Origin of the sequence: Candidatus Methanoperedens sp., assembly GCA_012026795.1 — an archaeon.
Taxonomy (GTDB): Archaea; Halobacteriota; Methanosarcinia; order Methanosarcinales; family Methanoperedenaceae; genus Methanoperedens.
Window position 1 is genome coordinate 85,864 of record VEPM01000010.1, and the last position, 16,489, is coordinate 102,352.

Sequence of the window (16,489 nt, forward strand, 5' to 3'; positions counted from 1 at the left end):
TCAATCCGGAAAAAGTCCATCCCCTGCAAAGATCCTCTTTGCTTCATCAAGCGTCAGGTCAGACGGCGGTACAATGCAATCGCTTGGTTTGATTACATCATCCGGTATCTTTTTCCCATATGTGCGGACATAATCTGAAAGTTTCTTGAATTCGGTCTTGAATACTTTCTCGTCTCCTTTTTTGACGATATTCACAATGTTATTATCGATCTTATTGACCTCATCCAGATACTTTTTATCAAGTTCGTACTGGCCCTCTCCCATTAATCTTACGATCATTTTCCCATCTCCTTCTTAAGCGCTTCAAGCTGCGTGTCAACCTCACCTTTTGATTTTATCTTTGAAAGCTCGCGGTCAATATCATCCTGTGTGCCGCCGGTCACATCTTCAAGTGTTCCTGCTTCCACAAGTTCATCAAGAGCAGAGGCGCGCGCTTTCATATTCTCAGTCTTGTCTTTCGCGCGCTGGACTGCCATCCCTACGTCGCTCATTTCTTCACTGATACCGCTCACGGATTCGGTTATCTTGACCTGTGCTTCAGCCGCGCTATACTGGGCTTTTATTGTTTCCTTTGTGGAGCGGAATGATTCTATCTTTGCAGATAGCCGCTTTTCTGTTGCAATTAGTTTATCCTGCTGGTTCTTGATATCCGCTATCTGGGAATTCAGACTTGCAATTTCTGCCTGTGATGTACTCTTTCTTTCAAGCGCTATCCTGGCAAGGTCTTCGCGCCCTGCTATTACAGCTTCACGCGCCTGGTCATCCAGTTTTTTGACATTCTCTTCCAGTTTTACCTTCTGGAGTTCAAGCCTCTTCTTTGAGGTTGTTACCTCAGCCACACCGCGCTTAACGTTCTGTAAGAGTTCAACCTGCTTTTCATAAGAATAATCAAGAGTTTCTCTCGGATCTTCGAATTTTCCTAATATCTTGTTGATCTTTGCTTTTATCATTGTACTTGTTCTATCTATTAGCCCCATAATTTTACCTCCTCTTTTTAATTAATTTTTTGCCCTAAATACCTTTTTATTCAATAAAATGATATCCACATGGTTCATGAGCTTTTTCCCATTTAGCCCTTGGATATTTCCTGCATTGCGGGGGTCTTAAACTGTGGATAGTACACATGGATTTATTAGATCCATGATTTTCAAATTTCAGGAACGGACATTTAAACACAAACTTACAGCATTCTCCACACCGTTTACATTCTCCGGCACGGGTCTTTTTTACAGGAAGAAGAAGACTTGTAGCGGCTCTTATGATTTTTCCAGATACCCTCTTCATCGGATTTGTTTTATTCCTTCAAACTATATAAATATTTTCATTTTCCCCGATAATCCTTTCAAGGTTTCATAATCCTTATCACATATCAAAGATATTATATCTACTATGGCTTTCCCCTCTAATAGATCAGTCGTAGCCCCAATCGCTAAAGATCCGGTAAATACATCGATCAAAGCAAAATATCTTGGCGCTGACATACTGGAATTACGCATAGACCTGATCAACGAAGATCCGTTCAAAATACTTATAGAACTTAAGAAGCTCGGACTTCCGGTTATTATCACCAATCGAATGAAAAAAGAAGGCGGAGCATGGCAAGGAAGTGAAGAAGAGCGCATCCATGAATTAATATCTTTAATTCAATATGCAGATATCGTTGATATCGAACTATGTGCAGAAAAAAAGGATTTAGTAATCAATGAAGCAAAACGAGCCGGAAAAAAAGTTATAATTTCCACTCATGATTTCCAGGATACACCGGACAATGAGGTCATGGCAGGTTTTATCCGGGAATCATTCGAAGCGGGCGCAGACATTGCCAAGATTGCAGTGATGCCTCACTCACTCGATGATGTATTGCGTTTGCTTGATGTTACGTTGCATTCATCCGGGCAGGTATGCACAATCGCAATGGGTGAAATCGGAAAGCATTCCCGTATCATGGCGCCTCTATACGGTTCTGTGATGACATACGGATATGTTGATATTCCAGTGGCTCCGGGACAGTTAAGGGTGGACGAACTGAAGAACATGCTGCAACTTCTCTGACCGCTTTAAGTCATATTATGAAATAAAAAGTTAAGGTATTTTGATGTTTTTATTATTGATGTCCTTCTCTTCATCAGTATAGTTATTATAAATATACTTTTGCATGTAATTGTATATATTATAATAAATATTATATGGTATCCCAAATAAATATGATCTGGAAAACATAAGAGAGAATTCATTTTCATAACGACACCCAAATCTATCTTTGACTTTGTAATGAACATCATTCGGATAAGGAGGTGTCCTCCCAAAACATATTTTGTTATATCCCATTTCTGACGCTCTTTTTATACAATCCCAATATAAATACAATGTTGGGTGATATCTGGCTGGTAAATCTCTATTAAGCGATAAATATCTTAAATACATTGTCTTTCTGGAATCATATAAAAAAGCTAATTGTCCTCCTGCAACGATTTCATCTTTAAATAAAAGAGTAAGTTTCATTTCTTCTGTTGAGTATATATTCAATAAATCTTCAAAATGAGAAAATAAGTAAGGGTTGGCTTTTTTGAATTCGATATTTTTCTTATAATACTTATAGAATTTTTTGATATCTTCTATAGAATTTATTTCCTTAATTATAAATCCATCATTATCGAATCTTTTTATATATTTCCTGTGTGTCTTGGACAACTTTTCTTTCCAGATCCTGTCCGGACTAAATTCATCTAAATTAAGAGTCATATCCCCACCAATTGGATATGGAAGAGGGTTATATTTACTAAGATGCTCCTTTGTTAATTCACTTAAAGTAGTGATAAGAATAAAGAACAACTTATTTCTTTTGGCAATCTCTTTACATTTTTCCAATATGTGATATGCTATTAAAGGATCGCTTTCATCAGTTATTATTATATGATTATAATCTGAGTTAGGCAGTGACATCAAACCTCGAATCCCACTAACAGTACCTTCATAGAATGGGCAAAGAGCAACTGGTTCGTTATTTCGATATAAAAGAAAACAATGCATTTTGAAACCATACGATTGCTCTAAGATCTGTTTCCATTGCAGGGTGTGGAAAAAACTTCCGTCTTCCCTTTCTTCACATAACCTTATCCAGTCGCCTGAATTAGTATCATTTAATTCTTCAGTATAATAGCCCATTGATAACCCACACATAATTTTCCATTCTTAATTATATATCTTAACAACTTAATTATATATCTTAACAAATTACATTTTAAACTGATCGCTATTTTTACATGTCCATTCACTCCTCTATTCATATCCATCCACACTCATTTAGTCCATTAAATATAATCCTTATTTGTTGATACATAAATAAATAGTATTTGTTTAAGTCCCGGAAGCTAGTAAAACACATAGAAAAGTATATGTTTGAGTATGTTCAAATGTTAAAATTGGAGTTGGGGATTTCAAACATGTGTTATCAGGCGGGAAAAGACTCTTTTAATAACAATCATGAATAAATTAATATTTTGTCAAATTGTGTATATACTCTTACTGGCATCAACCATAGGGATAACTATAATCTTTTTCTGTGCAATCAAATGGTATGATGGGATAATTGATATCAATGCACTTCATAATCAATCTGGATGGATGTATGGGGAAGGCTGGTTTGAAACAATAATGTTTGCAGTATTTTCAGTACTTGGTATTGTCGGATTAATACATATGAAGAATTATAGATAATTATAAAAGTCATACCATCCGGATCAGGTTTTCACGTCCTTTCCTGATCTTCTGGATAACATTCTTATCATGCAATTTATTCAATACCGAGCTGACAGTTGATTTCGGAAGATTAAGTTGTCTTACTATCTCGGACTGGTAAAGTGCTCCCCCGCTTTCTTTAAGCATTTTCATTATCCTGTCCTCCACATCCAGCATTTCAATTTCAGGTATATGGATGTTAGTTTCAGATATTTCCGCTGATGTCTTTTCTTCTGCTTCTTTTCTACGCTTTACAAACAACATGCTGACAGTTATAAAAAGTCCAATTATAACCAATACAGCCACCGTTGTTGATGTGAATAGTGGTTTTGCAAGGATTATCCGTGGTTCTCCGGCACTGAAAGAACGAAGACCATACCATATCATTCCATCCCTGTTCTGGTCCGGCCCTGGTACGACCTGTTCCACCGTATAATCTTGTGGATATCGGATTATAAGGGTATTATCATTTGAAAGGTACAATCCTCCCACGAATACATCTCCTACATTGATATTTTGGCCTGTTTTTGCAAAGTTTGTCCAGGTAAAAGTATAACGAACCACACCATACTTGCCTGTGGGAGTGGACTGTATTATCGCTTCACCGTTAAAATCCCTGGCAGCCATAGTCCTTGCTGTCGCCACTGCTGCTTCCTGGGCAGATCTTTGCATTAATTCTTTAAAATCCACAAGGTACTTAGAGTTTATTTGTGCAGAATAATTCTCAAAGGAATCAAAGTCTTCTTTAGTAGAAAGTAGGGTGCGATATTCCACATCCCATATTGCTGAACCGTTTTCTTTAATATTTATTGTATATGTCACTTTGTAATTATCAGGTGCAGCGCCAACTATTGAAACAGAAATTAGACAAAAAATTGCAATATGCAGGATCTTCAATGACATAAGATTTCCAGATATTGAACCGATATTGTTTTTCCAGTAATAATAATCTTTACTATTAATCTGTCCAGAAAAAGATAGGCAAAAACCTATCTTTTCTTTCCTCTTTATTATCCTGCCTCTGGGGGACCCTTTCAGTCTTCTCTCTTATCATTTCGTTCTTGTCTTTCATTATGATCCTCTGGTTTATTATCGGACGTTTCTTCAAATTTCTTTTCCATTTCACCCTGATTTATATCTTTCTTATCCTGAATGCTCTTTATTTCCTGAACATCAACGATGTACCCTCTTGTCAGATTTCCTTCTTTTATATAGTGTTTTCCTTCTTTTGTTTGAACACGTTCAAGTTTCCTCCGGGTCTTTTCCTCAAATTTATCTTCAAGTTCAACACTATTATTATAGGCACTCTTTAATCCGGTATTATTCGGATGTGATTCAAGAAGTCTCTCCAGCACATACTGGTGTTTTTCAATCATTTTCTGGGCATTGATAATTCCTGAATCATTTCCCAGGATACCTGAAATAGATATTTCTGTCTCATTTATTTTCTCTTTATAATTTTCAAAAGCCTTGTTTGCGCCTTTATTGTTCTCCTTTTTCAATTCGGTCTTGGCCTCAGATATCCGAAGCTTTGAATGATACACTTTTTTATCAAGCTTTTCAGTTTCATTAAATGTGAAGCTTTCATCCAGTCTCTCAAATGCAAGTTTCAAACCATAAAATACATTATCTGGGCCCATTGAACCATTATATTCCTCTATATCATCAACAAGCTCATCCGGTGACATTTTATCATCCTGTGCCGTACCAATAATATTCATGGCGAATGCGATCAGGAGTAATCCTGTCACCGATATTCTTAGAGTATTCATTTTGTGCCTCGATGTCTTTTTGCTTGTATTCAGATTGACCTGTCCTAATATAAGCATTTTTACAGTATAAATAGAATTTTAAAGTCCATTTTAATCCGTAAAAGTCCAAAAACGTTCAATAAAGCTTTATTCATCATATTGACCATCGATAATGCTAAGTATTGTAAGTACTAAATCGATACAATAAAATTATGAGGATACTATAATATGGAACTTAAAGTTCAACAACTTCAGATAAAAGCAGGTAAGTATAAAGTAGTTATCAATTCACAGGATGCAAAAGAACTCGGTGTCAGGGGAGGTGACCGTGTCCAGTTAAAAAATCATGGCTACCTGACGGCCATAGTTGAAACAGGCGACATGATCCCGAAAGGTACTGTGGGAGTTTACCAGGAATGCTGCGAAAAACTCGGGCAGGTATGTCCACTTACGATTGATCTTATCCCGGCATCAAGACCTAATTCAGTAGGTTTCATAAAGAAAGTGATGGACCATCAGAAATTGACGCAGGAAGAGACCCACCAGATAATCCAGGACATTGTCAGGGAGAATCTTACAGAGATAGAAATGTCTGCATTTGTTACAAGTTCCTATATCCACGGGATGACCACGGATGAAATTGAATGGATGACAAGGGCCATGATCGATACTGGCGAAAAAATTGAGTTCGATACTCACCCCATTATGGATAAACACAGTATAGGAGGAGTTCCGGGCAATAAGATATCCCTTCTTGTGGTTCCGATAATCGCCGCAAACGGTCTTCTCATACCCAAGACCAGCTCACGGGCGATAACAGGTGCCGCAGGAACGGCTGACCTGATGGAAATACTTGCACCTGTTGAATTCACAGCAGATGAGATAAAGACCATGACTGAAAAAGTTGGAGGCGTGATTGTATGGGGAGGAGCTACAAATATAGCTCCGGCTGATGATAAGCTCATACGCGCCGAGTATCCCCTCTCAATAGACCCGCATTCCCAGCTTCTTGCTTCAATAATGGCTAAAAAAGGTGCAGTCGGCGCGGATTGTGTTGTTATCGATATCCCTGTTGGCAGCGGAACAAAAATTCACTCGATGGAAGAAGGGAAAAAACTTGCACGGGATTTGATCGACCTCGGGGAGCGCCTGGGAATGAGCGTGGAATGTGCCATGACATACGGTGCATCACCGGTTGGAAGAACCGTTGGTCCGGCACTTGAAGTAAGAGAAGCGTTGAAAGTATTGGAAACTATGCAGGGCCCGAACAGCCTTATTGAAAAGAGCACAGGGTTAGCTGGCATTCTTCTTGAAATGGGGGGCGTGGCGACAAAAGGCCGGGGAAAGGATATGGCCCTGGAAACGCTACGTTCGGGGAAAGCGTTTGAAAAACTCAAACAGATCATTGAAGTCCAGGGCGGAAATCCGAATATTGTTCATACTGATATTAAACCCGGGGAGCACAGGGGAGAACTTACATCCCCGGCCGATGGCTATGTCATTGAGTTCAATAACAAGCGCATTGTGGAACTGGCAAGGATCGCAGGGGCTCCGGCTGATAACGGGGCAGGCGTCTGGATACACAGGAAAAAAGGTGAAATGGTCAAGAAAGGTGAACCACTGATAACGATTTTTTCAGATAAGAGCTGGAAATTGGCAAATGCATTAAAAAGCGCGGAAAAGGATTATCCGATAATAGTTGAAGGCATGCTTCTTGAAAGGGTACAGACCTACAAGGTATTCTAAATAGACCCATAAATTATATCCCTTATTAAAATCAATTCACCACTCATGGTTACAGTTATGGAGCTATACCAGCTCTTACCCAGAACCAACTGCAAGAAATGCGGAGAATCCACCTGTATGGCGTTTGCGGTTGCAATGTTAGGAAGAAAAAGGAATGTAGCAGAATGTACACCTCTTCTTGAAGTGAATTTTAAAAAGCAAAAAGAGAAACTTGAATCACTTCTTTTACCAGCCGCCGGAGCTGAAGAAACAGGACTGATTGTGCATCCTGAATTATGCACAGGTTGTGGGAATTGTGTTGTGGCATGCCCCGTAGACGTAGCAAATGATCCGCATGGCGCTGGTATGGGCTGTGCTCCTACAAATGATAAGGTTATCTTCAAGGTAGTTGATGGAAAAGTACTGGCTTCAAATATCAAAGAATGCCGACGCTTTGGGAAAAATAAGGTTTTGTGTTATGCGTGCATAGACCCGTGCCCAACAGGCGCAATAGAGTTTGTATAGTTTGTACAGGAGGCTTATATGATTACATGCACAGGATGCGCGCTGTTATGTGATGACATTGAAGTGATTGTTGAGAATAACAGGATAAAAGAGATAAAGAATGCATGCAGGCGCGGCGCAGCAAGAATGAAAGGTTGTTCAAACAGGCTTGTTCCTTCCATAGATCAAAAACCTGCTGACATCGAAAGTTCCATAAAGAAAGCAGCGCAAATCATCCGTAATTCAAAAGCGCCTGTGCTTTTTGGATTGGATAACTCAACATGTGAAGCCCAGGTAAAAGGAATTCAATTTGCCAAAAAAATAAATGGGATTCTGGATGATACCTCTTCATTTTGCCAGGGAATGCTTATCGAAAGTGTCCTTTCGCAAAAGTTCAGGACATGTTCTCTTGATGATATAAGGAACAAAGCCGATGTACTTGTTTACTGGGGCTCTGATGCGCAGGACTCGCAGCCGCGCCATCTTTCGAGGTTCTCATATTTCCCGCGGGGAGAATTACGACAGCGCGGGTATGAGGAAGACAGGATGGCAATAGCCATAGATGTAAGGGAATCAAATACGGCAAAGATCTGCAAAGGACATTTTTACAGGATACCCCCAAAAGGAGACAGGGAATTTATCCTGGCATTGATTGATGCCCTATCCGGAAAAGTACCGGCTTATGACACGAAAAAAATGCTTGAACTTGCAGGTATTTTGAAAAAAGCCGAATTCGGGGCGATTTTTGTGGGTATCGGACTTACATATTCAATAAAAGATGATTTTGACATATTGACAACTCTGGCACAAAAGCTGCCGAATTTTAATATAATGCCTATGGTTGGCCATTATAATATGCGTGGCTTTAATGAAAACCTGTTTAAAGAAACAGGGTTTGTTAATAAAGTAAAGTTTGATGGAAAAGCAGTTCATGATATTAAATATTCAATTATGGAGTCACTCAATGAAAAAACAGTGGATGCAATCGTTGTTGCGGGTTCTGATCCGGTTTCAAGTCTTCCCGGCCCTGTACTTTCACGCCTTGCATCGATACCGGTGATTTGTATTGACCCATGCGTAACCATGACATCAAAAATCGCAACTGTGACTATCCCTTGCGCTGTATCAGGACTGGAATCTGCAGGGACAGCAGTAAGGATGGATGGAAAAGTAATAAGATTATCAAAAATCATCGAAAGTGGATATTTGACTGATGAAGAAATCATGAAACGGTTGGCGGAGGCGGTTTAATGGATAAGGGTATGGATTTTGGGAAATTCCTTAAAAGCCCGGAATATGATATCAAGATCATCACATATCGAGATATCTTCCATGCCGAAGCGCTTGAGAGCGACAGGTTCGGGGAAGAATACAGAAAGCTTTCCGCTGCAATAACTATGAGTAAGACCAATATGCAAAAAATGGGTATAAAGCCCGGAGACAGGGTGAAAATATCCAATAATTTTGCAAGCATTGTGGTGGAAACAAAGGAGTCTAAAAGGGATGAGCCTGGCGGATTGGCTTTCATGGTTAACAGCCCATGGTCAAACGCGCTTGTATCAGGTGAGACCGGGGGAAAAGGTATCCCGGAGTTCAAAAATATCGATGCCAGGATATCTCTTTCAAAAGAAGAAATTACAACACTTGAAAAACTAATGAAGGCGTTTATTAAGAAACCTGTTTAAATTTCAATATTACAGGATGGCAAATTCTTTTATCAATATTTGATAATGGGCTTATAGAAAAGGGCGAACCTGTGCTCATTATCAGGCGGTCTGTTCATCTTCCTGAAAAGGATGAATTCAGGTGTAAGATCAGATGGTCTGAACCGATACCAGGACATCCTCGTGCTGTTAAGCCGAATGTAATCGCTGCCGAGATTGAACTGCATGATGTCAGCTTCAGTCTCATTCCCATCAGAATTGCGTGTCATGATAAGAGGTGCATCGAATCTGGCATCTTTACTCACCTTCCATTCTACATTAGGGTAATGACGTGTGTACCATAGCAACTGGGTCTCCAGGGTTTCATCTGTAACCTGCACCCTGGTGGATTCGTTGCTGTACTGCGAAGATATCTCGAACATTTTCGTAACGAATTCAGAAAAATTCTGCGGCGCCTGCGATGCCTGTACTATCGGTTCGGTTGTATTAGCATAATTTATAAAATTCAATTGAATACTTGAATTGACAAAAAACAGGCTGCTTACCATAAGGAAAATAATTGTTAAAGCCCCGACCCTTGACCTTATTTTCAATCCTGGCAGAACTTCTCCAAGATATGCGGAACAGATTATTATAAGAGGCAAAAGCGGGTTCAACACAAGCCACTGGACTTTTTCCTGGACATATGAATATACAAAAAAGTTGGTCAATACCCAATAGGTTAAAAAAGCAAAAAAAAGATTTCGAATATACAGGACACCAATAATCCCCAATAGAAGAAGTGGGAGAAGTATGATAATTGATGGCTGGAGATATGACGCCGGTAAGAATCTGTCTGCAAATGAATAATTCTTTGATATGAGATACATTACGCCCACAGCCATCCAATAAAGAAGCAATATTATCAGCAGCTTACCTTTTTTCCTGCCGCCGAATCCATGATGAAACATACTCATAATACCAAACACAAGTACGGGTAATTCATATAGTGCAATAATGCCCAGATAGAAAAAGTAAGGTCCCCCCAGACGTTGTATCCTGTGCATCTCATACCAGTGGGATATCGCTTTTTCAACTGCTATTTTCATGCCTGCGATATCAAGGATATTACCTGTATAGAACAATGAAAAAACCACGAGGATTACAAGAATAAGAAATATCCCTTCTGCGATCAGAGTAATAAATTTCGTATCAGGTTTTATCATTTTATCTATCAGACTTCTTAAATACCGTTCCCTTATGAAAAACAGGAACATGAACAGGGTTATCAAAGCCATCGTTATGTATGCGTTCTCTTTCAGGGCAGCCATAAAGGAAAGTGATATCCCCCCAAGAGCAAGATAAAAAATCCTTTCAATAGGATACCCTGCTATAAAATGAAGGTTAGAAAACGAAATTGAATGCCTGCCTTTATCAATTGCTTCTGCATATTTTACGGCGCATACAAGCGCCAGCATGGTGAAAAACGATATGAATATGTCTTCCCTGTAGAATCTGGAGTAATACAGGAATGAAGGTGAAAGAGCGAAAAAGAAACCGGCAAAAAGCATGCCTGAATTCCCAAGGTATTTTCGCAAAGGTATCAGCAATAAAATCATCGATGCGCCCAAAATTGCGGGAAGCAACCTGGATGCATAAACAGTGTCCCCAAGGCGCCGGTACGTTTCTGATGTAACATAGTACATGAATGGACCATGGAACGCCGGATCATATGAATAGGAACTGTCATTGAATAATTTGTATGTTATATAGCCTACGGCGGCTTCATCCTGGTGGGGAACCCTCTCATCAAGATGGTATATCCTCAGGAAAAACGCAAGAATTATTATGAGAAAAAAAAGATACGATACAAGATGTCTTTTATTCATTAACTTATAGAATGGCATTGATTAAGAATTTTATTTAGGTATGATCTTGCCCGACGGCAATTCTTTTATCCTCAAAAGGTGAAAAAAAGCTCCAAGAGTTAACAACAGGTACAGGGTTTCAAGTAATTCATCAAAAACAGTTTCGCGTCCTTCCGTCAATCCGTATTTGATAAATTCCCTGACCGAGAAGACCATTATACCTGTGGACAGCAATATAAGAGGTATCCTGAATTTATTATCTTTATTTTGCAACTGCCTCCTGAAATCTCTTAACAGGACAATCGTAATCAAAAGAATTGACAGTCCCAGTGTTGCATTCGCAAGCTCTAAGAATCTTGTATCTACCATTATATACCACTTAACATATATTTTACCGTATTATTTTCAACTGTTTAATCGTGATGATTGTCTATACTCCATCACAGATAAACTTTCTGGAGTGCCCGGATTATCGGAAAACTATCTGCTAAAAAATGAGAAAAAAAGAAAATAAATCAGTAATATGCTTTGCGCATATTACTGGCTTGTTTCATATCTTTTCAGGATATTTATAACCTGGTTCAACAGGTTCTTTGAGTCCGAAAGGTGCCTTGCTCCGATATCTGCAGCCTTATCGAGATTCGAATCAAGGGTTGACAGGTTTTCCTGCAACAGATATATCAGGTAAACCATTACGCTCCAGTACACTGCAATTGCAAGGAATGCAAAAATACCTATATAAATAAGTTGATCATATATTTTTGCGGTTGATCCATCAGGGACCATCGTTACCAATGTATTAATTGCGCTCATGAAATTCCAGATGATTATTATTCCGAATAATAATGGAATTATCGTCGCCAGAACTAAACTTTGTTTACTCAGCCTCATATTGTACCTCCGATTATACATTTCATGTTATCTTTATATATAAATATATCTTAATGGTGAGAATTCTATATTACCCAACAAGTTAGCGGATATTAATCTTAACCTTGACCCTAACCTTAAAAGAAAATCATTTCCATTCCGCTAACCGAAAATCATTCCCATACCAGTGGCAGCATTATCTTCCTCAGCTATGAAAGCTGATGTGACTGTTTTCAGCTCTTCTCCAATAAGTTTTTTAAGTCCGGTCCCCTCAAATTTCTTTTCTGCACGGTCGATATCTTCTGAATTTGCCTTTATATACAGGAAATATCCTTTGCGCGGGGAACCCAGGAGGCTGCATTCCCTTACCGTATACCCCAGGCGCTTAAAAAAATCATCCTCCAATATTTTTGAAACATCTTTACTGACATCCTCTTCATAAAAATATACTGATTCCATAATTCATCCTCAAATACCTGAATGGTAATAAACGGTGATAAATTATTCTAATCATTTAATTGTTCTGCGATGGTTTTTTATCTTATATTATCCTATTACTCGTATCCTATTGCTTGGAAGGAGGCATTATGCAGATCGAATTTGCGCCTCATGTTGAAGAAATAAAAAAGGCGCTTGATAACAAAATAGAAGACAGCAATATAATTGCGGATTTAAAAAAACTGCTTGAATACAGGGTACCATTGAATGAAGCAAAACGAAGCCTGATAAAAAAATATGGCGGATCTGAAAAAAGCACTGGCAGAAAACTAAAAGATATCCGGATAGGAGAACATAATATCGAAATAACCGGACAGGTCGTTGAAGTAACCAGGAAAACCGTTAATATTAAAAATGTCGAAAAAATCCTTTTTTCAGGAGTGATCTGCGATGAGACCTCATCAAGGAGTTTCACAGCCTGGTCTGATTTTAATCTTAACCCGGGTGATGTGATTTCAGTCACGCAGGCTTATGTCAGGAACTGGCAGGAACGGCCTGAAGTAAATTTTGGTCCCAGATCGAAAGTCACAAAGCTTACCACCAAAATCCATGTTATGGAGGACTGCGAACTTAAAAAACTTGCAGATTTAAGAGATGGGGATATAAATGTTCATACACAATTCACTATCCTCGATATTGATATGCATGAAATCAATACAAAGGATGGCCCGAAAAAGATACTTGGCGCAATTGCGGCAGATGAGGATACAAAACTCCCGGTCACAGCCTGGATATTGTCTCCGGAACTTGAAGCGGGCAATTCAATTGATGTAAAAAACGCTTATGTAAGGTCATTCCGGGGTGTTCCTACCCTGAACATCAACGAATCAACCATTGTAACAAAGCTTGAAAATAAGATTGAATACATAGAAAAAGACAGATTAAAAATCGGGGATTTGATTATGAAAGACGGGGCTTATGATGTCGTAGTTGAAGGGAATATACTTTCCATCAGACCTGGTTCGGGATTAATAGCCAGATGCCCCGAATGTTCGCGTGTGATCCAGAGAGGCATGTGCAGAGTACACGAAAAAGTCCATGAGAAGATTGATATGCGTATCAAAGCCATAATTGATGATGGAACTGGCGCACTCACGCTGGTTCTTGATTCCAGGCTTACCCAGAAGATATTCGGACTTAATATTGAAGAAGCTCAAAAGATCGCAAAGACAAATATGTCCCAGAAAGCAGTGGAAGATGATATTAAAAGGAAACTTCTGGGGAGAAGATTCGCTGCAAGAGGAAATATGTCTAAAGGTGAATTCGGGATCACACTTGTAGCAAGCGATGCCTGGGAACCTGCACAAACGATACAGGAACAAGCACAAAAGCTCATCGGAAGGGTCACGGGTTAAAATGGAAAAAACAGAAAAAATAATGGACAGGGAAATTGCGTGGCGCATTTTCGCACATGAGTTCAACATGTCAAACCTGTATGTCAGTGAAGGCGATGAACGGGCTCCGAATTATATAATTACGCCAACGGGTGTTAAATGCAACAGGCTCTTTATTGTCGGGGTAGTTACCGAGGTTGAAAATATCGGCAAGGATAATAATCTCTGGCGCGCGCGCATAGCCGATCCTACAGGGGTATTTACTGTATATGCCAGCCAGTACCAGCCAGATGCTGCCATATTTTTATCTGACTTGCATGTTCCTGCTTATGTTGCACTTGTAGGCAAAGCAAGAAAATATGAACCGGAAGATGGCACCGTTTATTTATCAGTACGGCCTGAAGAAATAAATGCTTCTGATGAAAAGCAAAGGGACAGGTGGGTCCTGGAAACAGCAGAAAGAACACTGGAACGCATCAACATTATCGAAGATGCCTTAAAACCGGGATTATCGGGAAATGAATTGCAGGAATTCCTTTCTAAGAAAGTGACGAACATCGCACTTCTCAATGGCGTGATACTTGCAATCAAGCATTATAAAAATCTGGATAAAACCATACCGGAACTTAAAAAAATGCTTATTCATGCAATTGATACAATTACATCTGTATCTGATAGCGGGATTATAAATCAGCCCCAAAAACCGGAAAAAACAAAAGAACATGATATTCCCGTGAAAAAAACAGAATTCAAAACCCATGAATCATCTTTTGAAAATGAACCGATTGTTGAGGAAATAAGTGTTGGAGAAAATAATGAAATTGTTGAGGAGATACAGAATCCTTCCGGACCCGATACCAAAGAAGAACCACCTGAGTTGGAGCCAAAAGAGTTACTTGCTGCCATAATTGATAAACTTGATACCGGGAAGGGCACGTCCTTTTTAACAGTCATTGAAACCGCCGGGAAAGCAGGGATAAATGCCCAAAGTGTGGAACTATCCTTAAAAGAGCTTATGGAGGAAGGAAGATGCTACGAGCCAAAGATCGGGGTGCTGAGGAAAGTCTGATACAGCGCCAGTATTCCTGGTAGATTAATATCCCTTTTTCTTTATGCTATTTCTCTTGAGGTATCCATTATGATCCCGCCCTCTATCTTGAACTTAAGCACATTTCCATGTATCGGGCGGTTTCTTGCTTTTGGTATTGTCAGTTCAGTAGTTGTTTTATCTGCTTTTTTTATAAGTGAAATATCAAATACCGCATCGCAGATATTTATTACTTCATTTTCAATAAAAGAACGTTTTTCATCTTTGATCCCATAAAGGAACCCGAGCCCTTTTGTTCGTTTCACAGTATCATAAAGTTTATCTATAATTTCCCTGGTTTTGTTCCTTTTTATTTCAAGATGCTGGAAAAATGTTATGGTATCAACAATAAGATTTATTTCCTTAGCTTCGATAATTTCAAGCTGTTTAATAAAAAAATCCATAATCCTGTAATCCCTGAGTTCTCCACTGTCCAGCAATTTGCTTATATTTTCGTAATATTTCTCATGTATATCTATGAATTTTATGCCATCTATATCAAACCCGAATTGTTTTAAATCATTTAATATATATTCAGGTTTACGCTCAGTATTTACATAAAAGCTTGGTCTTTGCTGGATGAACTGGTATAAGAAAATCTCTCCCATAGTCATAGAATCCGCCATAAGGTATACTAAAGAACCCGCAAGTAAGCCACCGTCCAGTTCTTTATCAAGAGTTGGAAGCCCTGTAGGTAATAATTTAGTTGTCATAATTTATTTGTTGCCATAATTTATTTACCATTGATTTTACCGGTTTATTTCTGTAAAAATTCTATACCTTTGGAAGTAATTTCAAATCTGATGGGAGCCAAGGAAATTTTGGTATTACGTATCTTCAGGACTTCGAACAGGCGTTCTCTTGCTCCTGTAAAGGGATTATCCTTGATAGAAGTCCGCAGAACCCCGTAAACAGAATATGAAGCAATGCTCTCTGTGCGGTTATCTGCTGACTGGTCCATTATCAGTAAGGCTGTAATATTCCTTTTCATTAATCCTGCAACTAATGAGTCAATCTGTGCCCTGAATTCGTTTGCAGACATGTTAAGTGTAAAAACACCTATATTGTCAATCAAAACACTCTCTACATCCTTGGGTATTCTGTCCAGCAACCCGATAAGATTGGATTGCAGTTTATCGGTATCCGTTATTTCATAAGCTAATAATTCCTTGGCATACATTGTCCGCTCTTCATAGACTTTATTTATTGCCAGTAAACCATTTTTATTGAATTTCCCAAGGTCCATACCAACCGATTCTGACTGGGCAATGATATCTCCTGGTAATTCTTCGCTGGCGATTATAAGGGATTTTCGTCCCTCTGTACAGGCCTTATGAATAAAACTCAAGCCCAGTATGGTTTTGCCCGATCCTGTCATCCCGAGAATTAACATAGTACGGCCCTTTGGATATCCACCCCCTATCATTTCATCAAGCCCTGTAATTCCAGTATGTATTCGTTCCATGATCAT

At 39.0% G+C, this 16,489-nt stretch carries 20 protein-coding genes; 8 read left to right on the forward strand and 12 right to left on the reverse strand.

Going from position 1 to position 16,489, the window contains the following annotated elements:
• Genes FIB07_05520 through FIB07_05530 form a run of 3 tightly spaced genes read right to left on the reverse strand, consistent with a single transcriptional unit; the run spans position 1 to position 1,284 of the window.
• Positions 1–279 carry a hypothetical protein gene (locus FIB07_05520; protein NJD52311.1) on the reverse strand — a complete coding sequence of 93 codons (279 nt, stop codon included), beginning with the start codon at positions 277–279 and terminating at the stop codon, positions 1–3.
• A complete protein-coding gene (locus FIB07_05525; GenBank protein NJD52312.1) occupies positions 276–977 on the reverse strand; it encodes a PspA/IM30 family protein in 702 nt (233 codons plus the stop codon). Before FIB07_05525 ends, FIB07_05520 begins: the two co-directional genes overlap by 4 nt.
• A 46-nt stretch (positions 978–1,023) precedes the next feature.
• Positions 1,024–1,284 (reverse strand): hypothetical protein, encoded by a 261-nt coding sequence (locus FIB07_05530; protein ID NJD52313.1) that lies wholly within the window; start codon positions 1,282–1,284, stop codon positions 1,024–1,026.
• Positions 1,285–1,389: 105 nt separating this feature from the next.
• Between FIB07_05530 and aroD the strand changes: the two genes are divergently transcribed.
• Positions 1,390–2,052: a type I 3-dehydroquinate dehydratase gene (gene aroD, locus FIB07_05535; protein ID NJD52314.1), complete on the forward strand. Its 663-nt coding sequence runs from the start codon at positions 1,390–1,392 to the stop codon at positions 2,050–2,052.
• A gap of 30 nt (positions 2,053–2,082) precedes the next feature.
• Here the strand turns inward: aroD and FIB07_05540 are convergent, their stop codons facing one another.
• Positions 2,083–3,180, reverse strand: coding sequence for a GNAT family N-acetyltransferase (locus FIB07_05540; GenBank protein ID NJD52315.1), 1,098 nt, complete (start codon positions 3,178–3,180; stop codon positions 2,083–2,085).
• A 330-nt stretch (positions 3,181–3,510) separates the two neighbouring features.
• Here FIB07_05540 and FIB07_05545 point away from each other — a divergent pair, with 330 nt between their 5' ends.
• On the forward strand, positions 3,511–3,717 hold the full coding sequence (locus tag FIB07_05545) for a hypothetical protein (GenBank protein ID NJD52316.1): 207 nt from the start codon (positions 3,511–3,513) through the stop codon (positions 3,715–3,717).
• A 9-nt stretch (positions 3,718–3,726) separates the two neighbouring features.
• Here the strand turns inward: FIB07_05545 and FIB07_05550 are convergent, their stop codons facing one another.
• Positions 3,727–4,641 carry an ArsR family transcriptional regulator gene (locus tag FIB07_05550; protein ID NJD52317.1) on the reverse strand — a complete coding sequence of 305 codons (915 nt, stop codon included), beginning with the start codon at positions 4,639–4,641 and terminating at the stop codon, positions 3,727–3,729.
• Between the two features lie 131 nt (positions 4,642–4,772).
• On the reverse strand, positions 4,773–5,510 hold the full coding sequence (locus FIB07_05555) for a hypothetical protein (GenBank protein NJD52318.1): 738 nt from the start codon (positions 5,508–5,510) through the stop codon (positions 4,773–4,775).
• Between the two features lie 207 nt (positions 5,511–5,717).
• Here FIB07_05555 and FIB07_05560 point away from each other — a divergent pair, with 207 nt between their 5' ends.
• From FIB07_05560 to FIB07_05575, 4 genes are read left to right on the forward strand one after another with little or no spacing between them, the layout of a single operon-like run.
• Positions 5,718–7,235 (forward strand): AMP phosphorylase, encoded by a 1,518-nt coding sequence (locus FIB07_05560; protein ID NJD52319.1) that lies wholly within the window; start codon positions 5,718–5,720, stop codon positions 7,233–7,235.
• Positions 7,236–7,280: 45 nt separating this feature from the next.
• Positions 7,281–7,739, forward strand: a complete 459-nt coding sequence (locus tag FIB07_05565; protein NJD52320.1) for a 4Fe-4S dicluster domain-containing protein — start codon at positions 7,281–7,283, stop codon at positions 7,737–7,739.
• An 18-nt stretch (positions 7,740–7,757) separates the two neighbouring features.
• Positions 7,758–8,969, forward strand: coding sequence for a formylmethanofuran dehydrogenase subunit B (locus FIB07_05570; GenBank protein ID NJD52321.1), 1,212 nt, complete (start codon positions 7,758–7,760; stop codon positions 8,967–8,969).
• Positions 8,970–8,980: 11 nt separating this feature from the next.
• Entirely contained in the window at positions 8,981–9,403 is a 423-nt protein-coding gene (locus tag FIB07_05575; protein NJD52322.1) for a formylmethanofuran dehydrogenase, read from the forward strand.
• Positions 9,404–9,435: 32 nt separating this feature from the next.
• Here FIB07_05575 and FIB07_05580 read toward each other — a convergent pair whose 3' ends face one another.
• From FIB07_05580 to FIB07_05595, 4 genes are all read right to left on the reverse strand, one after another.
• Entirely contained in the window at positions 9,436–11,268 is a 1,833-nt protein-coding gene (locus FIB07_05580) for a TIGR03663 family protein (GenBank protein ID NJD52323.1), read from the reverse strand.
• A gap of 12 nt (positions 11,269–11,280) precedes the next feature.
• A complete protein-coding gene (locus tag FIB07_05585; GenBank protein NJD52324.1) occupies positions 11,281–11,598 on the reverse strand; it encodes a hypothetical protein in 318 nt (105 codons plus the stop codon).
• A gap of 168 nt (positions 11,599–11,766) precedes the next feature.
• Entirely contained in the window at positions 11,767–12,120 is a 354-nt protein-coding gene (locus FIB07_05590) for a hypothetical protein (protein NJD52325.1), read from the reverse strand.
• Between the two features lie 141 nt (positions 12,121–12,261).
• A complete protein-coding gene (locus FIB07_05595) occupies positions 12,262–12,558 on the reverse strand; it encodes a hypothetical protein (protein ID NJD52326.1) in 297 nt (98 codons plus the stop codon).
• A gap of 128 nt (positions 12,559–12,686) precedes the next feature.
• Between FIB07_05595 and FIB07_05600 the strand changes: the two genes are divergently transcribed.
• Positions 12,687–13,952, forward strand: a complete 1,266-nt coding sequence (locus FIB07_05600) for a Single-stranded DNA binding protein (protein NJD52327.1) — start codon at positions 12,687–12,689, stop codon at positions 13,950–13,952.
• A 1-nt stretch (position 13,953) separates the two neighbouring features.
• Positions 13,954–15,000, forward strand: coding sequence for a hypothetical protein (locus FIB07_05605; GenBank protein ID NJD52328.1), 1,047 nt, complete (start codon positions 13,954–13,956; stop codon positions 14,998–15,000).
• 41 nt (positions 15,001–15,041) lie between these two features.
• On the opposite strand, the gene FIB07_05610 is transcribed toward FIB07_05605, so the two are convergent.
• Positions 15,042–15,731, reverse strand: a complete 690-nt coding sequence (locus FIB07_05610) for a recombinase RecA (protein NJD52329.1) — start codon at positions 15,729–15,731, stop codon at positions 15,042–15,044.
• A gap of 44 nt (positions 15,732–15,775) precedes the next feature.
• Complete coding sequence (locus FIB07_05615) at positions 15,776–16,489, reverse strand: hypothetical protein (protein ID NJD52330.1); 714 nt, start codon at positions 16,487–16,489, stop codon at positions 15,776–15,778.

Coding starts and splice junctions, on each gene's coding strand:
- FIB07_05520 (NJD52311.1), bottom strand. CDS start 279: ATGATCGTAAGATTAATGGGAGAGGGCCAGTACGAACTTGATAAAAAG.
- FIB07_05525 (NJD52312.1), bottom strand. CDS start 977: ATGGGGCTAATAGATAGAACAAGTACAATGATAAAAGCAAAGATCAAC.
- FIB07_05530 (NJD52313.1), bottom strand. CDS start 1,284: ATGAAGAGGGTATCTGGAAAAATCATAAGAGCCGCTACAAGTCTTCTT.
- aroD (NJD52314.1), top strand. CDS start 1,390: ATGGCTTTCCCCTCTAATAGATCAGTCGTAGCCCCAATCGCTAAAGAT.
- FIB07_05540 (NJD52315.1), bottom strand. CDS start 3,180: ATGTGTGGGTTATCAATGGGCTATTATACTGAAGAATTAAATGATACT.
- FIB07_05550 (NJD52317.1), bottom strand. CDS start 4,641: ATGTCATTGAAGATCCTGCATATTGCAATTTTTTGTCTAATTTCTGTT.
- FIB07_05555 (NJD52318.1), bottom strand. CDS start 5,510: ATGAATACTCTAAGAATATCGGTGACAGGATTACTCCTGATCGCATTC.
- FIB07_05560 (NJD52319.1), top strand. CDS start 5,718: ATGGAACTTAAAGTTCAACAACTTCAGATAAAAGCAGGTAAGTATAAA.
- FIB07_05565 (NJD52320.1), top strand. CDS start 7,281: ATGGTTACAGTTATGGAGCTATACCAGCTCTTACCCAGAACCAACTGC.
- FIB07_05570 (NJD52321.1), top strand. CDS start 7,758: ATGATTACATGCACAGGATGCGCGCTGTTATGTGATGACATTGAAGTG.
- FIB07_05575 (NJD52322.1), top strand. CDS start 8,981: ATGGATTTTGGGAAATTCCTTAAAAGCCCGGAATATGATATCAAGATC.
- FIB07_05580 (NJD52323.1), bottom strand. CDS start 11,268: ATGCCATTCTATAAGTTAATGAATAAAAGACATCTTGTATCGTATCTT.
- FIB07_05585 (NJD52324.1), bottom strand. CDS start 11,598: ATGGTAGATACAAGATTCTTAGAGCTTGCGAATGCAACACTGGGACTG.
- FIB07_05590 (NJD52325.1), bottom strand. CDS start 12,120: ATGAGGCTGAGTAAACAAAGTTTAGTTCTGGCGACGATAATTCCATTA.
- FIB07_05595 (NJD52326.1), bottom strand. CDS start 12,558: ATGGAATCAGTATATTTTTATGAAGAGGATGTCAGTAAAGATGTTTCA.
- FIB07_05600 (NJD52327.1), top strand. CDS start 12,687: ATGCAGATCGAATTTGCGCCTCATGTTGAAGAAATAAAAAAGGCGCTT.
- FIB07_05605 (NJD52328.1), top strand. CDS start 13,954: ATGGAAAAAACAGAAAAAATAATGGACAGGGAAATTGCGTGGCGCATT.
- FIB07_05610 (NJD52329.1), bottom strand. CDS start 15,731: ATGACAACTAAATTATTACCTACAGGGCTTCCAACTCTTGATAAAGAA.
- FIB07_05615 (NJD52330.1), bottom strand. CDS start 16,489: ATGATCATGGAACGAATACATACTGGAATTACAGGGCTTGATGAAATG.